This is a genomic window from Rhodococcus sp. OK611 (assembly GCF_003050885.1).
GTDB classification, from domain to species: Bacteria; Actinomycetota; Actinomycetes; order Mycobacteriales; family Mycobacteriaceae; genus Rhodococcus_G; species Rhodococcus_G oryzae.
The window spans coordinates 68,141-86,036 of sequence record NZ_QAOZ01000023.1; the positions used below are offsets into that span (position 1 = coordinate 68,141).

Genomic DNA, 17,896 nt, shown 5'->3' on the forward strand with positions numbered 1-17,896 from the left:
CCTCATCATTACCGGACGTCGACGCGCCGGTCCATACCCGGGTCCCGGGCGGCGGGATCGGCCCGACGGTGCACGGGTCGATGTCAGCCCCGGTTCTGATCGACCATCCAGGCGGCGACCTGCGTTCGGGAGGTGAATCCCAGCTTGGCGAGGATCCGTTCGACGTGTCCCTCGGCGGTCCTTTTCGAGATCACCAGCCTGGCGGCGATGGCACTGTTGGTCAGGCCCTCCGCGACGAGGCCGGCGACCTGGAGTTCGCGGCGGGTCAGGGTGGTCTTGCCAGTGTCGGCCCGCTCCCGAGACGACTCGGTGGACTCGCCCAGCGCGTAGGCGACGGCCTCCCCGAAACTCGCGGACGCGCCCTTGCGGTAGCTCGCGTCGAACGAATTCGGCGTGAGTGCCTTGCGGGTCAGTCGCTCGCACTCGTCGTGCTGTGCGCGCAGCCCCGGGATCGCGATCTCCGGAAGGCCACCCGTCTGCCGCATGGCCTGCGCGCAGCCCAGCAGCACCGCGGACTTCGTGTGGTCGCCAGCGGCCGCGGCGATCCAGGCCAGGCCCTCGAGGCTCGGAGCGGCGCCGAACGAATTGTCGACGGACCGGGACAGTCGCAGAGCCTGTTCCAGCAGCGCGATCGCCCTCGCCGGCTCGGTCGTCCACACCGCCAACCCGAGCGTCCGCACGGCCCACGACCGGAACGCGAGCTCGCCGCGCGGCTCAGTGATGTCCAGCACCTGTTCGAGGTAGTCGGCTGCCCGCTCCGGTTGTCCGAGCAGCCCGCTGGCCACCTCGGCGCCGGTCAGGGTGATGACCCGCAGGAGGTGGGCGTCGGGCGGACAGGTCTCAAGGACGGCGTCGAAATATGTTGCCGCGGTGGATACGTCATTGGCGCCCAACGCCAGAACGCCTGCGGCGTAGAACGCGGTCGCGGCGGCGTCCGGGTCGCCGGTGTCCGCTGCTGCCGCTCGCGCCCACCCGATCCACTGGGCGCCGGTCTCGATGTCGCTCCGAAACCCGTTGAGCGCCGCGCCGAGGCTCACCGCCCGCACCCATTCCGGGCCGCGCGGAACGTCCTCGACGGTCAGCAGTCGCTCGGTCCAGCGGGCGCCCTCGTTGATCTGTCCGCTGATGAGCCAGAACGGGTACAGGGCGGCCGTGATGCGCAGACCGGCGGCCACCTCACCCGGCTCCGTCATGCTGGTATCCAGTGCCTCGCGAAAGTTCTGCTGGTCCAGCTTCAGGTGGGCGATCCAGTCCAGCTGGCGGGGCCCTATCCAGTCGCCTTCCGCCCTCAGCGCCAGGCGCTCGTACCAGTCGAGGTGGCGTCGCCGCATGAGTGCGTACTCGCCGGACTCCGCCAGCTTCTCGAGGCCGTACTCGCGGATGGTGTCCAGGAGCCCGTACCGCCCCGCCCTGGCCGATTCCTCGTGGATCAGGATCGACTTCTCCACCAGCGACGCGACCAGGTCGAGCAGCGCGCCCGGCGTCAGGTCCGCGCCGCAGACCTGCTCCACCGCGGTGAGTTCGAAGCTGCCCGCGAACACGGAGAGGCGGGCCCACAGCTGTTGCTCCTGCGGCGTGCACAGCTCGTGGCTCCAGTCGACGCTGAGCCGGAGGGTCTGCTGCCGCGTCGGGGCGGTGCGTCCGCCGCGGGTCAGGAGTGTGAAGCGGTCGGTGAGCCGTTGCAGGATCTGTTCGGGGGACAGTGCGGCCAATCGTCCCGCGGCTAGTTCGATCGGCAGCGGCAGCCCGTCGAGCCGGTGGCAGATCCCGGCCACGGCGGCCATGTTGTCCTCGGTGAGCGCGAATTCCGGAACGACCGCGGTGGCGCGTTCGGCGAACAGGGTCACCGCGTCGTAGCTGGGCAGTGCCCCCAGGTCGAGCTGATGGTCGGGGGCGGGCGCGCTGAGCGGCGGAACCCGCAGGGTCGCTTCCCCTCCGATGGCGAGGGCTTCCCTGCTGGTGGCCACGATGCGCAGCTCGGGGCAGTACCGGAGCAGGGTCTCGGCGAGTTCCGCGACCGCGTCGATCACCTGCTCGCAGTTGTCGAGGACCAGCAGGATCTGGCGCGGCTCGAGAAATTCCGCGAGGACCGTCTGCAGCGGCTCGCGGGAGAAGGACTGCAGCCCGAGGGCGGCGGCCACCACGCCGACCACCAGCGACTCGTCACGCAGGTCGGCCAGTTCGACCAGCCACGCCCCGTCGCGGAAGGCACGCTGGACACTCGTCGCGATCCGCAGCGAGAGGCGGGTCTTCCCGACGCCACCGATGCCGGTGAGGGTCAGCAGCCGGGACGACGACAGCATCTCCTTCGCCTCGGTCAGTTCGCTGCGGCGGTTGACGAAACTCGTCAGCTCCGCGGGCAGGTTCCCCTTCCGGCCCCGCGTCGACGGCCCGGTCGGCGGAATCCCGCCATCCGCCGACGGACGACGATCGCCGCGCTTGACGGCGATGGATTGCAACGCCATCTCGTCGACCGGATAACCGTGGCGGAACTGGATCTCACGCAGGACGTTGCCGAGCTGCGCGGCCGCGGGGCGGGAGCCCGGATCGGCGGACATGGCGTGCTCGATGGCGGCGGCCACGTCGTCGGGAATGTCGAGTTCGCGCAGGTCCGGAACGGGCTGCGAGGTGATACGCACGAACTGCGCGACGACCTGCTCGCCGCTGCGACGCTCGAAGGCCGCGTGGCCGGTGAGGGCGCAGAACACCGTGGCACCGAGCGCGTAGACGTCCGCGGAGGCACTGGACGGGCCACCGCCGAGGACCTCGGGCGCGGTGAAGGCCGGGGTGGCGGTGAACGTGCCGGTGGCGGTCTCGAACCCGTCGGGGAGATGTGCGATGCCGAAGTCGGAGAGCGCCGACTCGCCGTAGTCGGTGAGGATGACGTTGGCCGGCTTGATGTCGCGATGCAGGATGCCGAGCCGGTGCGCGGACTCCACCGCGCCCGCCAGCTTCACACCGAGTTGCAGCGTCTGCTCGAGCGACAGCGGACCGTGGTCGCGGATGCGCACATCGAGGGAACGCTGCTCGTAATAGGGCATCACGATGTAGGGATGGCCGTTCGCGGTGGTGCCGACCTGCAGGACGTTGACGATATTGGGATGCCCGGTGAGCCGGCCCATCGCCCGCTGTTCCCGGACGAAGCGCGTCCGATTCTCCTCGTCGAGGTCGGCGGTGAGCACCTTCACCGCCACGGTGCGGTCCAGCGTCGCCTCCGTGCAGCGGTAGACGACGCCGAAGCCGCCGCGCCCGATCTCGGTCGCATCGGTGAACCCGGCGGCGGCCAGCTCCGATGTCGCCGACGGGGGCACACCGCGCTGGGTCGCGAACGGATCGTCACCGACCATCGGTCATGCCGATCTGTGGCGTTCTCGACGATGCGGCACGGTACTCACCTCACGGGCAGGGAGCGGACGTGGCCGACCGCAAGAGCTGGCCTGGCTCCGGAACTCCATAGTGCCACCCGAACGTGGTCTCAGCCCTGGTCCTGTTCGACCATCCAGGCGGCGACCTGCGTTCGCGAGGTGAATCCCAGCTTGGCGAGCATGCGCTGGACGTGTCCCTCGGCGGTCCGTTGCGAGATGAAAAGCCGGCCGGCGATCGCGCTGTTCGTCAGCCCCTCCGCGACGAGGCCGGCCACCTGGAACTCCCGTTTGGTCAGGGTGGGTTTGTCCGTGGCGGCCGGGCTCCGAGGCGGTGCGGACGACTCGGCCAGTGCGTACGCGACGGCCTTCCCGAAGCTCCTGGAGGCGCCTTCCCCGTAGCTCGCGTCGTAGGACTTCTGCCCGAGTGCCTTGCGGGTCCGTCGCTCGCACTCGTCGTGGTGTGCGCGCCAGCTCGGGATTGCGATGGTCTGCACGCCCCCCATCTGCCGTATCGCCTGCGCGGAGCCGAGCAACATCGCGGACCTCGGGTAGTCGCCGTCGGCCGCGGCGGTCCAGGCCAGACAGTCGATACACAGCGAGGAGCCGTACGGATCGTCGAAGGATCGGCACAGTCGCAGCGCCCGTTCCACCAGCACCATCGCCCGCTGCGGATCGGTCGGCCACACGGTCAACGCCAGCGTCTGCAGGGCCCACGCCCGGAACACGACCTCGCCGCGTGGCTCGGTGATGTCCAGCATCTGCTGGAGGCAGTCGGCCGCCGTCGCCGTCTGCCCGAGCAGCCCGCGGGTCACCTCGACACCGGTCAGGACGGCGAGCCGCAGGAGGTCGTTGTCGGCGGGGCACTTCTCCAAGGCGGAGTCGAAACATGTTGCTGCGGTGGGTATGTCATTCGTTGTCAGTGCGAGGAGGGCTGCGGCGTAGTCGGTGGTCGCGGCACCGATCGGGTCGTCCGGATCCGCTGCCGCGCGCGCCCATCCGACCCATTCCGTGCCGGCGGCGATGTCGCCGCGGAAGCCGTTGAGCACCGCGCCGAGGCCTACCGCCCGCACCCACTCCCTGCCCCGCGGCAGGCCCTCGACGGTCAGCATTCGTTCGGTCCAGTGTGCGCCCTCGTTGAGCTGCCCGCTGGCAAGCCAGAACGGGAACAGCGCGGCCGTGATCCGGAGACCGACCGCCGCGTCGCTCGGCCCCGCCATGCTGGCGTCCAGTGCCTCACGAAAGTTCTGCTGATCCAGCTTCAGTCGGGCGATCCAGTCCAGCTGGCGCGGGCCTATCCAGTCGGCTTCCGCCAGCAGCGCCAGGCGCTGGAACCAGTGCCTGTGGCGTCGCCGCATCTCTTCGTACTCGCCGGACTCCGCGAGCTTCTCGAGACCGTACTCGCGGATGGTGTCGAGGAGTCCGTACCGGCCGGTGGCCGCCGATTCCTCGTGAATCAGAATCGACTTCTCCACCAGCGACGCAACCAGATCGAGCAGCGCACCCGGCGTCAGGTCGGCGCCGCAGACATGTTCCACCGCGGCGAGCTCGAAGCTGCCCGCAAACACCGACAGGCGAGCCCACAGTTGCTGTTCCTCGGGCGTGCACAACTCGTAGCTCCAGTCGACGGACAGCCGGAGGGTCTGCTGCCGGGTGGGGGCGGTGCGTCCGCCACCGGTCAGGAGGGTGAAGCGGTCGGTGAGCCGTTGCAGGATCTGCTCGGGTGACAGCGCCCGCAATCGTCCCGCCGCCAGCTCGATCGGCAGGGGAAGTCCCTCGAGCCGGTGGCAGATCCCGGCCACGGCGGCCATGTTGTCCTCGGTGAGCGTGAATCCCGACACGACCGCGACGGCGCGGTCGGCGAACAGGGTCACCGCGTCGTAGTTGGGTAGCGCCCCGAGATCGAGCCGACGGTCGGGGGCAGGCGCGCTGAGCGACGGCACCCGTATGGTCGCCTCACCGGCGATGCCGAGCGCTTCCCGGCTGGTGGCGAGTATGCGCAGCTCAGGGCAGCGTTGCAGCAGGGTTTGGGTCAGGTCCGCCACCGCGTCGACAAGCTGCTCGCAGTTGTCGAGCACCAGCAGGGTCTGGCGCGGCTCGAGGTACTCCGCGAGGACCGTCTGCATGGGTTGGGCAGAGAAGGACTTCAGTCCGAGAGCGGCCGCCGCCACGCCGGCGAGCAGCGACTCGTCGTGCAGGTCGGACAACTCCACCAGCCACGCGCCATCGCGGAAGCCGCCGCGCTGGGCGCTCGTCGCGATCCGCAGCGCGAGGCGGGTCTTCCCGACGCCGCCGATCCCGGTGAGCGTCACCAGCCGTGAGGTCGTCAGCATCTCCTTCGCCTCGGTCAGCTCGCTGCGACGGTCGACGAAGCTCGTCAGGTCCGCGGGCAGGTTTCCCTTCATTCCCCGCGTCGAGTGTCCGGTCAACTGGCGCGTGTCGCTAGCCGACGGCCGATGATGACCGCGCTTCGGAGCGGCCACGGACTTCAGCGCCATCTCGTCGACCGGAAGACCGTGGCGGAACTGGATCTCGCGCAGGACGTCGCCGAGTTGCGCGGCCGTCGGGCGAGCGTCGGGATCGGCGGACATGGCGCGCTCGACGGCGGAGGCCACGTCGTCGGGGATGTCGAGTTCGCGCAGGTCCGGCCGGGGCTCGACGGCCGGGTGGCCGGTGAGGGCGCAGCACACCGTCGCACCGAGCCCGTACACGTCCCCCGCGGCACTGGGCGGGCCACCGCCGAGGATTTCGGGTGCGGTGAAGGCCGGAGTCGCGGTGATCGTGCCGGTGGCGGTCTCGAACTCGTCCGGCAGGTGTGCGATGCCGAAGTCGGCGAGCGCCGGTTCGCCGTAGTCGGTGAGGATCACATTGGCCGGTTTGACGTCTCGATGCAGGATGCCGATGCGGTGCGCGGACTCCACGGCACCGGCAACCTTCACGCCGAGTTGCAGTGCCTGTTCGAGCGACAGCCGCCCGTGGTCGCGCAGGCGCAGATCGAGCGAGCGTCGCGGGTGATAGGGCATCACCAGGTAGGGCAGGCCGCTCGAGGTGGTGCCGACCTGCAGGACGTTGACGATATTGGGATGCCCGGTGAGCCTGCCCATCGCCCGCTGTTCCCGGAAGAACCGGGTGAGGTTCTCCTCGTCGAGGTCGGCGGTGAGCACCTTCACGGCCACGGTGCGGTCCAGGGTGGCCTCCGTGCACCGGTAGACGACGCCGAAGCCGCCGTGGCCGATCTCGGTCGCATCGATGAACCCGGCGGCGGCCAGCTCCGATGTCACCGAGGAGGTCACATCGCGCTGGGCCACGGACGGATCGTTTCCGGCCATCGGTCACGCCGACCTGTCGCGCGTATGGCGTCCTTGACGATGCGGCACGGCACTCACCTCGGCAGCAGATCCGGCCTGGCTCCGGAACTCCATAGTGCCACCGGTTCGGGGCGGTCTACCAGCGGTCCACCGGGAAGTCGGTGCGCTGTGATAAGCCTGAGCCGACCATCGGGGAGTTTCGAACGTAGGGGGAGTACGTGCTGACGCTGCACCGCGCCGAACGCTCCGACACCCTGGCGGCCGCGCTGGCTGACGTGCTGAGGAGCCCGCTGGCCGACCCGTTCGCCCCCGAGGTGATCGCGGTCCCCGCGAAGGGTGTCGAGCGCTGGCTGACGCAGCGGTTGTCGGCCACCCTCGGCGCGGTTGACGGCGACGGGGTTGCGGCGAACATCGAGTTCCCGTCGCCGACCCGGCTGGTCGACGAGGCCATGGCCGCGGCGACCGGTATGACCGCGGACGAGGACCCGTGGAACCCGGCGCGGCTGCTCTGGACGCTGCTCGGCGTCATCGACGACGTCCTCGACGAGCCGTGGGCGTCCGTGCTGGCGCGTCACCTCGGCAACGGCGCCGACGACCACCGGCGCGGCCGCCGCTACGGCACCGCCGCGCACCTGACCGAGCTGTTCCGCAGCTACGGCGCGCAGCGGCCCGCGATGCTGCAGGACTGGGCTGCGGGAGGCGACAGTGACGGCGCAGGCGGCCCGCTCGACGACGACCTGCACTGGCAGGCGGAGCTGTGGCGGCGACTGCGCGGGCGTGTGGGTACCGAAAGCCCCGCCGAGCGACTGGTCGACGCCTGCACGAGGCTGGTCGCCGAGCCGGGCCTGGTCGACCTGCCGGGCCGACTATCGGTGTTCGGGCCCACCCGGCTCACCACCGCCCAGATCGACGTGCTGTCCGCGATCGCCGCGAATCGTGATGTGCACCTGTGGGTTCCGCATCCCAGCCCCGGCATGTGGGCGGCGCTGGCCGATCGCGCCCCGGCGGCCGCCCGGGCCGAGGACGACGGCGCGCTCGCCGTCACGCACCCGCTGCTGGCCGGACTGGCCCGCGACGTCCGCGAGCTGCAGGCCCGGCTGAGCCAGCCCGGCATCGAGCACGCGCACCACCGCGCCGCCCCGACCCCGGTCACCCTGCTCGGCCGACTGCAGGCCGACATCGCCGCCGACCGCGCGCCCACCGCCGGAAGTGCGGCCGACGGCAGCGTGCAGGTGCATTCCTGCCACGGCCCGGCCCGGCAGGTGGAGGTGCTGCGCGAATCGCTGCTGCACCTGTTCCAGGACGATCCGACGCTGGAGCCGCGCGACGTGCTGGTCATGTGCCCGGACGTGGAGACCTACGCGCCGCTGGTGCGGGCCGCATTCGGCCAGGAATCGGTGGGGCACCCCGGGCACCGGCTGCGGGTGCGGCTCGCCGATCGCGCACTGCACCAGACCAATCCGGTGCTCGCCGTCGTCGCGACGCTGCTCGGGCTGGCCGACGGCCGCGTCACCGCCAGCCAGGTGCTCGACCTCGCCGCCGCCGAACCCGTCCGCCGCCGCTTCCGGTTCACCGATGACGACCTCGAGCGGCTGCGCGAGTGGACCACCGCCGCCGGGGCGCGGTGGGGGATCGGGCCCATGCAGCGCACCGACTTCGGGCTCGGCGACTTCCCGCAGAACACCGTGCGGTCGGCGCTGGACCGCATCCTGCTCGGCGCCGCCGCGGACGGTGCGGACGGCCAGTGGCTCTCGCTGTCGCTGCCGCTCGACGACGTCGACAGCAACGACATCGACCTCACCGGCCGGCTCGCCGAGTTCGTCGACCGGCTCGACGTGTCCCTGCGCGGGCTGCGCGGCCCGCAGCCGACCGACCGCTGGTCGGCGGGCCTGGCCCGCGCCCTGGACCTGCTCGTCGACGTGCGCGAGCGCGACGCCTGGCAGCTGGGGCAGGCGCAGCGCGAGCTCGCCGCCGCCGTCGAGCACGGCGGCGACCGCGAGCTGCGGCTGGCCGATGTGCGCGCGATGCTCCGCGCCCGGCTGGCGGGGCGGCCGACCCGCGCCAACTTCCGCACCGGCGAGCTGACCGTGTGCACGATGGTGCCGATGCGCTCGGTGCCGCACCGCGTGGTGGTGCTGCTCGGGCTCGACGACGAGGTCTTCCCTCGCGGCGCGGGCGTCGACGGCGACGACGTCCTGGCGCGCAGACCGCTGCCGGGGGAACGGGATCCGCGCAGCGAGGACCGGCAGCTGCTGCTCGACGCGGTCATGTCCGCCAGCGAGAGGCTGGTGCTGTTCTACACCGGCGCCGACCCGGTCAGCGGCTCCCGGCGGCCACCGGCGATCCCGCTCAGCGAACTGTGCGACGTCCTCGACACCATGGCGGGCCGTTCGGACGCGGCGCTGACGCGGCATCCGTTGCAGCCCTTCGACGCCCGCAATTTCCGGCCCGACGGCCCGTTCAGCTTCGACGCCGCCGCGCTGGCCGGGGCGCGGGCCGCGCAGCGCCCGCCCGAACCCGAGGCCGCGTTCCTCGCGAAGCCGCTGCCGCCGACCACCCCGGGCGACGTCGACCTCGCCGAGCTGGTCGCGTTCCTGGTCCACCCCACCCAGGCGTTCCTGCGGCAGCGGCTCGGGCTGCGGGTGCCGGAGCTGGACGAGGACATCGCCGACGCGCTGGACCTGGAGCTGGACCCGCTGGCGAAGTGGGACATCGGCGAACGGATGCTCGCGACGCTGCTCGCCGACGACCGGGACTTTGCCGACGGGGTCGCGGACTTCCGGGCCGCCGAGTGGCGCCGCGGCACGCTGCCGCCGTTCGGCCTGGGGGACAGCGCGCTCGGCGAGATCGAGGCGACGGTGCGCTCCCTCGCCGCCGCCGGACGCCAGCCCGGTGGCGCCGAGACGATCGACGTGGACGTCGATCTCGGATCGGGTCGGCGGCTCACCGGCACCGTCGGCGGCGTGTACGGGACGGTGATCGCGCGGACTACGTTCTCGCGGCTGGCGGCCAAGCACCGGCTGACGGCGTGGGCGCAGCTGCTGGCGGTCGCCGCGTCGGCCGGGCCGCGCGAGACACCGCGGCGGGCCGCGCAAGGCACACAGTGGCGGGCGGTGACCACCGGCCGCGGCCAGTACCGCCGCCCCACCTGGCAGTCCACCCTCACCGCGCCGGAGGACGCGCTCGCCCAGCTGGCGCGCCTCGTCGAGCTGCGCGACCGAGGGCTGCAGGCCCCGCCGTCGATGGCCACCGGCGCATCGGCGGCGTACGCGGAACGCCGCTCCGGCGGCGCATCCGTGGAGATGGCGATGGAGGCCGCGGGCAAGGAGTGGGGCGGCACCTTCGGCGACGCCGCCGACCGGCACCTCGGCTACGTGTACGGGGCCGCGCCCGCGCTGTCCGTGCTGACCGCGGCGCCGGATCCGGTGGAGGGCAGTGTCTTCGGCGCGGTGGCCCGCGAGCTGTGGGACCCGCTGCTGGCAGCCGAGACGTTGGGAGAACCGTGAACGGGCGCACCCCTTTCGACCTGCTCGGCCCGCTGCCGAAGGGCACCACGGTGCTCGAGGCGAGCGCGGGCACCGGCAAGACCTACGCCATCGTCGGCCTGGCCGCGCGCTTCGTCGCCGAGGCCGGGGTGGACCCGGCGAGCCTGCTGCTCGTCACGTTCAGCCGCGCCGCGACGAAGGAGCTGCGCGAGCGCACCCGGGAGCGGTTCGCCTCCGCCGCGGCCGGTCTCGCGGACCCGTCGAGCAGCCGGGACCCGCTCGTCGCGCACCTCGCCGACGCCGACCCCGACACCGTGGCGCTGCGCAGGCGCCGCCTGCTGCAGGCCCTGTCGGACTTCGATGCCGCCACCATCGCCACCACCCACAGCTTCTGCCAGCGGATGCTCGACGGCCTCGGCATCGCCGGGGAGCGCGACCCCGACGCGGTGCTGGTCGAGGAGGCCACCGACCTCAACGCCGAGGTGATCGGCGACCTGTACCTGAGCACCTTCGGCCGCGGCGGGTCGCCCTCGCTGACCCCCGGTGAGGCACGAAAGGCGGCGCGGGCGGCCATCTTCGACCCGCAGGCCGCGCTGGCACCCGACGACGCGGACGGGACACCAGCAGCGGACGCGGCCGCGTTCGCCGCGGCCGTGCGGGCCGAGGCGCACCGCCGCAAGCGCGCGGTCGGCGTCCGCGACTTCGACGACCTGCCCGCGCTGCTGCACGGCGTGCTCACCGATCCCGTGCACGGCCCGGCCGCCTGCCGCCGGGTCCGCGACCGCTACTCGGTGGTGCTCGTCGACGAGTTCCAGGACACCGACCCGCTGCAGTGGGGGATCCTGCGCAGCGCCTTCCACGGGCAGTCGACGCTGATCCTCGTCGGCGACCCCAAGCAGGCCATCTACGCGTTTCGCGGCGCGGAGGTGCTGGCCTACCTGGACGCGGTCGGCGCCGCCGACAGCCACCAGGAGCTCACCACCAACTGGCGCAGCGACGCCCCGCTGCTGGACGCGCTCGCGCACCTGCACGGCGGCGCCGCGCTCGGCCACCCGCAGATCGTGGTGCACCCCGTCGACGCCGCCAAGACGGGCTCGCGGATCGGCGCGGCGGTACCGCTGCGGCTGCGGCACCTGCCGCGCGCGGGCGCGGGACCGTTGGGCAAGACCGGCTTTCCCGCCGTCGGGCCGCTGCGCGGGCGGGTGGCGGCGGACCTGGCCGCGGACATCGTGCGGCTGCTCGGCGGCGGCCAGACGGTGGACCGGGGCCCCGGCCCGCGGCCCGTCGAGCCCGGCGACATCGCGGTGCTGGTCCGCACCAACGCGCAGGTCGCCCTGGTGCACGACGCGCTGGACCGGGCCGGGGTGCCCGCGGTCACCGTCGGCGGGCTGAGCGTCTTCCTCACCCCCGCCGCCCGCGACTGGCTGTGGCTGCTGCAGGCGATCGAGCAGCCGCACCGCTCGGACCGGGTGCGGCTGGCGGCGCTCACCCCGCTGCTCGGGCGCACCGCCGCCGAGCTCGACGGCGCAGGCGACGACGCGGTCGCGCAGATCGGCGGGCGGCTGCGGGACCTGTCGGCGGTGTTCGCGCAGTCCGGGTTTGCCGCGCTGTTCGAGCGGCTGGCGGCGTGGAGCGGGCTCGAGGCCCGGATGCTGTCGCGGGCCGCGGGGGAGCGGCGCCTGACCGACCTGCGACACGTCGCACAGCTGCTCAACGAGGCCGCCGTCGCCGAATCCCTCGGGCTCACCGCGCTCACCCGGTGGCTCACCGACCGGATGCGCGACCCCGCGATCGGCGGCATCGACCGCAGCCGCCGCCTCGACAGCGACGCCGCGGCCGTGCAGATCGCCACCGTGCACGCCACCAAGGGCCTCGAGTACCCGATCGTGTACCTGCCGTACGCGTGGGACGCGGCGAAGAACCCCAAGCCCGACAAGCTGCTGCTGCACGACGCGGACGGCCGCCGCATCCTCGACGTCGGCGGGCCCGAGGGCCCCGGCTACGACGAACGCAAGAAGCGGCACGACGAGGAGGAGGCCGGGGAGGAGCTGCGGCTGCTGTACGTCGCGCTGACCCGGGCCATGTGTCAGCTGGTGCTGTGGTGGGCGCCCGCCTATTCGACGAAGGCGGCGCCGCTGCACCGGATGCTGCTGGCCCGGCGGCCCGGCGAGCTGGCGGTACCGGCCCAGGAACGGGTGCCCGCCGATCCGGATGTCGCGCAGCGGCTCTCGGCGTGGGCGGGCGACTCCGAGCTGGTGCGGGTGGAGGCCGTCGGCGCCGACCCGATCGTGGTGCCGGAGTGGACGCCGCCGCAGGAGGAGGTCGGGGAGCTGGCCGCGGCGCGATTCGACCGCGACCTCGACGCCGCCTGGCGCCGCACCTCGTACTCGGCGCTGACCGCGCACGCGCACGACGCCCCGCCCAGTGTCGGCAGCGAGGCGGAGGAACCCGAGCTCGACGACGAGCCGGACGAGCCGCCGCTGGTCGCGCCCACCGAGGCGGTGGGCCTGCCGTCGCCGATGAACGGGCTGCCCGCCGGGGCCGCGTTTGGCACCCTCGTGCACGAGGTGCTCGAGGAGGTCGACACCGCCGCCGCGGACCTGGAGGCCGAGCTGGTGCGGTGCTGCCGCGAGACGGTGGCCGCCGGGTTCTCCGGGGTGGATCCGGACGCGCTCGCGGCGGCGCTCGTTCCCGTCCTGCACACGCCGCTGGGTGGAATGGCCCGAGGCTCCGCCCGAGGAGGCGGCGGGCACACGCTGGCGTCGATCCCGCCGTCGGATCGGTTGCCGGAGCTGGACTTCGAGCTGCCGCTCGCAGGCGGCGAGGACACCGACGCGGAGGTGACCCTCGCCGGGGTCGCGCCCCTGCTGCGCAGGCACCTGCCCGCCGACGACCCGCTGGCCGGCTACGCGGCGCTGTTCGAGACCCTCGGGGCGGCGCCGCTGCGCGGCTACCTCACCGGCAGCATCGACGCGGTGCTTCGGCTGCCCGGGCCCCGCTTCGTGGTGGTGGACTACAAGACGAACCGGCTGGCTCCGGGCGATCTCACTACCGCCGACTTCACCACCGAGACGATGGCCGCGGAGATGATGCGCGCCCACTACCCGCTGCAGGCGCTGCTGTATGCGGTTGCGCTGCACCGGTATCTGCGCTGGCGGCTGCCCGGCTATGACCCGGCCACCCACCTCGGCGGGGTGCAGTACCTATTCGTGCGCGGCATGGCCGGCCCGGACAGCCCGGCCGGCGCGGGCGTCTTCGACTGGTACCCGCCCGCCGCGTTGGTGACCGAGCTGTCGGACCTGCTGGCCGGAATCGAGGGGGCACCGTGACCGAGGTGCAGGTGGCGCAGCGCGGCAAGGGCGCGCTGCGGGTGTTCAACGAGGCCGGGGTGCTCGCTGCCGCGGACGTGCACGTCGCGCTGCGGCTCGGCGCGCTCGGCGGGGAGGCCGCCGAGGAGGCGCTGCTGGCGACGGCGCTGGCGGTGCGCGCGGTGCGCTCCGGCTCGGTGTGCCTGGACCTGGGCCGGATCCGGGAGGTCACCGTCGACGTGCCCGCGGACGGGGAGCCCGTGGACCTGGAGGCGCTGCCCTGGCCCGAGGACGCGGACGTGCTGGCGGCGTTGCGGCGCAGCCCGCTAGTGATCGGCGGGGAGAAGGGGCCGCTGCGCCCCCTGCGGCTCGTCGACACCGAGGACGGCGGGCTGCTCTACCTGGAGAAGTACTTTCGGCAGGAGCAGACCATTCGGCGGGTGCTCGACGAGCGCGCCCTCGGCCATCCCGCGGTGGACGAGGACCGGCTGCGGGCGGGCCTGACGGAGCTGTTCGGCGGCTCGGCCGCCCCGGACCGGCAGCGGATCGCCGCGGCGGTGGCCGCCACGCACCGGACGGCGGTGATCGTCGGCGGCCCCGGCACCGGCAAAACGCACACGGTGGCGCGGGTGCTGGCGCTGCTGCTCGCCGAGCACGGCCCCGGGCTGCGGATCGGGCTGGCCGCGCCGACCGGCAAGGCGGCAGCCCGGCTGCAGGAGGCGGTGCGCGAGCAGGCGGAGGAGGTGAGGCTGCCAGCCGGGCTGGCGGCGATGACGCTGCACCGGATGCTCGGCTGGCAGCGGGTGGGCGCGAGCCGGTACCGGTACAACGCGGGCAACCACCTGCCGTACGACGTGGTGGTGGTCGACGAGACGTCGATGGTCTCGCTGACGATGATGTGCCGGCTGCTCGAGGCGCTGCGTCCGGACACCCGGCTGGTGCTGGTGGGGGACCCGGACCAGTTGACCTCGGTGGACGCGGGCGCGGTGCTGGCGGACCTGGTGGCGCGGCCGGTGACCGGGACGGAGAACCCGCTGCTGGCGCGGGTGGTGGGCGCGGACCTGGACGCGGCCGACGATCCCGACGAGGCCGCGCTCAGCGAGGGGGAGCGGGATCGGTTGCGCGGCGGCGTGGTTCGGCTCAGCCGCGGCCGCCGGTTCGGCGGCGAGATCGCCCGGCTGGCGGTCGCGGTGCGCGACGGCGACGAGGACGCGGTGATGGCGATCCTGCGCTCCGGGGCGGACGAGGTGTCCTTCGTGGCGCCGGACGATCTGGCCGCGCTGCGCTCGGACGTGGTGTCCGGTGCGGCGGCGGTGACCGAGGCGGCCTCGGCCGGTGACGTCGCGGCGGCGCTGAAGGCGTCGGAGGCGCACCGCCTGCTGTGCGCGCACCGCGAGGGCCCGTTCGGCGTGGAGTGGTGGGCGCGATCGTCGATGGAGTGGATCGGCGCGGCGACGGGGACCCGGCTGGACCCGGACCGCTGGTACGCCGGGCAGCCGCTGCTGGTGACCGCGAACGACCACGAGGTGCGGATCTACAACGGCGACACCGGCGTGGTGGTGGACCGAGGCGACGGCGAGCTGGTGGCCGCCTTCGCTCGGGGCGATGAGCCGCTGCTGTTGCACCCGAGCCGGCTGTCCGCCGTGCAGACGGTGTACGCGATGACGATCCACCGCAGCCAGGGCAGCCAGTACGACACGGTGTCCGTGGTGCTGCCCGGCGAGGAGTCGTCGCTGCTGACGCGGGAGCTGTTGTACACGGCCATCACCCGCGCGCGCGGGCACGTGCGGATCGTCGGGGACGAGGCGTCGGTGCGGGCCGGGGTGCGGCGGCGGGTGCTGCGGGCGAGCGGGTTGCGGCGGGGGTAGTTCCGGGGGGCCAGCTCAGCGGGGGTCGTCGAACAGGGTGAGCTCGGCCGGGTCCTCGAACAGCTCCATCTGCCGCGGCGGTTCCACGGGTGGCGCGGGGGCCAGCCCGGGCCGGGAGAAGCTGACGACCCGCAGCGCGCCGCTGAGCGCGGCGAGGGTGTCGGACCAGGCCGCGGCCTCGCCCTCACACAGCGCGATCTCGTCCGGATCCGCCTCGGCGCGAGCCTTTTCCAGCGAGCCCCGCCACTCCGCCGCGCGTTCCGCGCTGATCCGCATGTACTCGAGGATGGTGGTGCGGTCGCGTTCGCAGACGTCGGCGGCGGTCTCGGCGTCGAGGTCCCCCTCGCCGAAGAGCACCAGCTGCATCACCGCCATCAGCGACGGCGGCACGTCCGGTACGCACTCGTGGTCCCCGGCGGGCGAGGGGGTGGTGCGATAGCCGACGGCGTCGAAGCGTGCGGCGAACGATCGGTCCACGGTCGCGAGGAACGCGGTGAGCCGGTCCAGCAGGTCGGTCAGATGTCGTGGCACGAAAGGAAACCCGGGCACCTCGATCACCGCGTTGAGGCGATCCTCGCGGAGGACGAACCGCAGGTGCGACCAGCGCGCGGTGAGGTCGGCGACCGTCTCGGCGGCACGGGTACGGCCACCGATCCGGTAGAGCAGCGGCACCCACAGCCGGACCACGGGTTCGGTGGCGTGCGGGATCACGAACACCGCGTGCCCCTCGATGGTCAGGACGAAGTCGCCGTCGCTGTCGACCTGCGGCTGGTCGCCGAGCAGATCGGTGAGGGCGGCCTCGACGAGATCGCGCAGGTGGTCCGGGTCGCGCGGGGCGACGGCGAGCATCGGGTCGACGTCCGAGGCGAGCCAGTCCCGCACGGTGGGGCCGGTGAGATTGCCGGCCCGGCTGCCGATGGCCTCGGCCCGCAGGAAGCTCGGGTGCGGCACGCTCCAGACGTCGCGGAAGGCCGCCACGGCCATCGAGGCGAGCTGGTCGGACCAGCGGACGGTGCGGTCGAGGAAGTGGGCGGGGGAGCCGTCGCCGGGATCGGCGTCGGGCGCGCAGGTGGGGTGCTGCCAGCCCAGCTCGATCAGCAGCGCCTCGTCGGCGGGGGAGAGGGCGAAACGGGGATCGAGGAACGCGTTGGAGGGCACCTCGCAGCGCACCAGGTCCTCGGCCCAGGCCAGGAACTGCACGCATGGGAGATAGCCGCCGACGCCCGGTTCCTCCGCGAGCTCGACCACGAGGATGTCCTCGCCGCGCATCGTGCCGATGTGGTCGGCGAGGGTGCCGCGAAACTCACGCCACGCCAGTTCGACGGCCTGGTCGAACTTTTCGAGGTCCGGCAACGGTGTGGTCCCATCTGCAGCGCGCTCCGGCCGCACTCCCGACCGTCGGCATGCAGGGTAACGCGGGGGACCGACTTTCTGGCCCAGGACGCGACGGAGCAGGCGCCCGGCTTTTGCCGAGCGCCTGCTCCCTTCGGGCTTTGCTGGATTCGACTACGCGGAGGTCGTCGGCGCGGCCGCAGTGATGCCGAGGTCGCCCTCGACGTGCTCGCCGGCGTCGCCGCACGCGCAGTCGCCGCCGCAGCCCCCGCCATCGCAGTCACCGGCGTAGCTGTCGTCGTCGGCGTCGCAGTCGAGGGTGCCGCCGAACTGGGCGGCGAAGTCGTCGTCCAGGTCGTGGGTGAGGTCGTGGATCTCGTCGATCAGGTTGAGCAGGTGCTGCGGCGCGAACGGGTCCGCGTCGACGAGCGTCGAGACCAGCAGGTGCTCCTCGCTGAGCGCGAAGCGCAGCCGCGGCCACTCCTCCGACAGCGCGACCAGCTGCGTTGTGGCCTGCGCGCGGTCGGTGATGCCGGTGACGATCGACGACCACACGTGCAGCTGCGGGCCGTCGTCCGCGACCGTCACGTACACCGCGAAGCCGTGCACGGGGATCGCGATGTCGCCGTCCTCGTCGGTGTCCGGCTCGGAGCCCAGCAGCTCGGCCAGGGTGCGCACGCACAGGGCATGCAGCTGGTCGTGCTGCTCGGTGACCACGGCGAGTGCGCCGTCGATCCGCAGCGGCTGGTCGTCGGTGGTGTCGTGGTCGCTCATGGTTCCTCTGTCCTGCGCCGGACCGGGGTACGGCTGGCCGCTGCTGTGGTGGGCTGGGTGTGCGGGTAAACGGTATCGCGGGGTGGTGGCGGGGGTTGTCGGGTGGGTGACTGTAGGTCGAATCGAACGCCTGACGGATGTGTCGATGGTGAAGGGGCCGGGCGCTCGCTACTTCGTGACCCGCGCCCACTTCGCCCCACTGCTTGACTCGATCGGCATTGGCCGGCGAAGCCGCCATGTGCTCCGAACTTTGCACGGGCGTCCGGCTCGTTTGTTATCGGCTAGTAACACCTCTCCGGGACCAATCATCACGGTGCTGTGACTACGCACTTGGCTACGGGAAGTGAGCCAGGTCGATCGCGCTTGCGGCTTGTCGTCACGACCGCGCATCGGAATGCGGTCAACGTGAGGGCGCGCCGCGCCGCGGCGCACGAGCCCCACTCACACAACGCAGGCAAC

The 17,896-nt window shown here is 72.7% G+C and carries 7 protein-coding genes; 3 read left to right on the forward strand and 4 right to left on the reverse strand.

What is annotated here, in order from left to right:
* Positions 1-83: 83 nt before the first annotated feature.
* Complete coding sequence (locus tag C8K38_RS25030) at positions 84-3,347, reverse strand: protein kinase domain-containing protein (RefSeq protein ID WP_097214059.1); 3,264 nt, start codon at positions 3,345-3,347, stop codon at positions 84-86.
* A gap of 128 nt (positions 3,348-3,475) precedes the next feature.
* The gene (locus tag C8K38_RS25035) at positions 3,476-6,691 is read right to left on the reverse strand and encodes a protein kinase domain-containing protein (protein WP_097214060.1); all 3,216 of its coding nucleotides are present in this window, start codon (positions 6,689-6,691) and stop codon (positions 3,476-3,478) included.
* Between the two features lie 197 nt (positions 6,692-6,888).
* Here C8K38_RS25035 and recC point away from each other — a divergent pair, with 197 nt between their 5' ends.
* The 3 genes from recC to recD are packed head-to-tail and all read left to right on the forward strand — an operon-like array spanning position 6,889 to position 15,331.
* A complete protein-coding gene (gene recC, locus C8K38_RS25040) occupies positions 6,889-10,176 on the forward strand; it encodes an exodeoxyribonuclease V subunit gamma (RefSeq protein ID WP_097214061.1) in 3,288 nt (1,095 codons plus the stop codon).
* Positions 10,134-13,484 (forward strand): UvrD-helicase domain-containing protein, encoded by a 3,351-nt coding sequence (locus tag C8K38_RS25045; RefSeq protein WP_097214062.1) that lies wholly within the window; start codon positions 10,134-10,136, stop codon positions 13,482-13,484. Before recC ends, C8K38_RS25045 begins: the two co-directional genes overlap by 43 nt.
* The gene (gene recD / locus C8K38_RS25050) at positions 13,481-15,331 is read left to right on the forward strand and encodes an exodeoxyribonuclease V subunit alpha (protein ID WP_097214063.1); all 1,851 of its coding nucleotides are present in this window, start codon (positions 13,481-13,483) and stop codon (positions 15,329-15,331) included. Before C8K38_RS25045 ends, recD begins: the two co-directional genes overlap by 4 nt.
* A gap of 15 nt (positions 15,332-15,346) precedes the next feature.
* On the opposite strand, the gene C8K38_RS27325 is transcribed toward recD, so the two are convergent.
* Complete coding sequence (locus C8K38_RS27325) at positions 15,347-16,684, reverse strand: T3SS (YopN, CesT) and YbjN peptide-binding chaperone 1 (protein ID WP_097214064.1); 1,338 nt, start codon at positions 16,682-16,684, stop codon at positions 15,347-15,349.
* Between the two features lie 153 nt (positions 16,685-16,837).
* A complete protein-coding gene (locus tag C8K38_RS25065) occupies positions 16,838-17,437 on the reverse strand; it encodes a T3SS (YopN, CesT) and YbjN peptide-binding chaperone 1 (RefSeq protein WP_097214065.1) in 600 nt (199 codons plus the stop codon).
* Between the last annotated feature and the right edge of the window lie 459 nt (positions 17,438-17,896).

Bases quoted from the DNA above. Each gene is read 5' to 3' on its own strand.
- C8K38_RS25030 (WP_097214059.1), bottom strand. From the start codon at position 3,347: ATGGTCGGTGACGATCCGTTCGCGACCCAGCGCGGTGTGCCCCCGTCG.
- C8K38_RS25065 (WP_097214065.1), bottom strand. From the start codon at position 17,437: ATGAGCGACCACGACACCACCGACGACCAGCCGCTGCGGATCGACGGC.
- C8K38_RS25035 (WP_097214060.1), bottom strand. From the start codon at position 6,691: ATGGCCGGAAACGATCCGTCCGTGGCCCAGCGCGATGTGACCTCCTCG.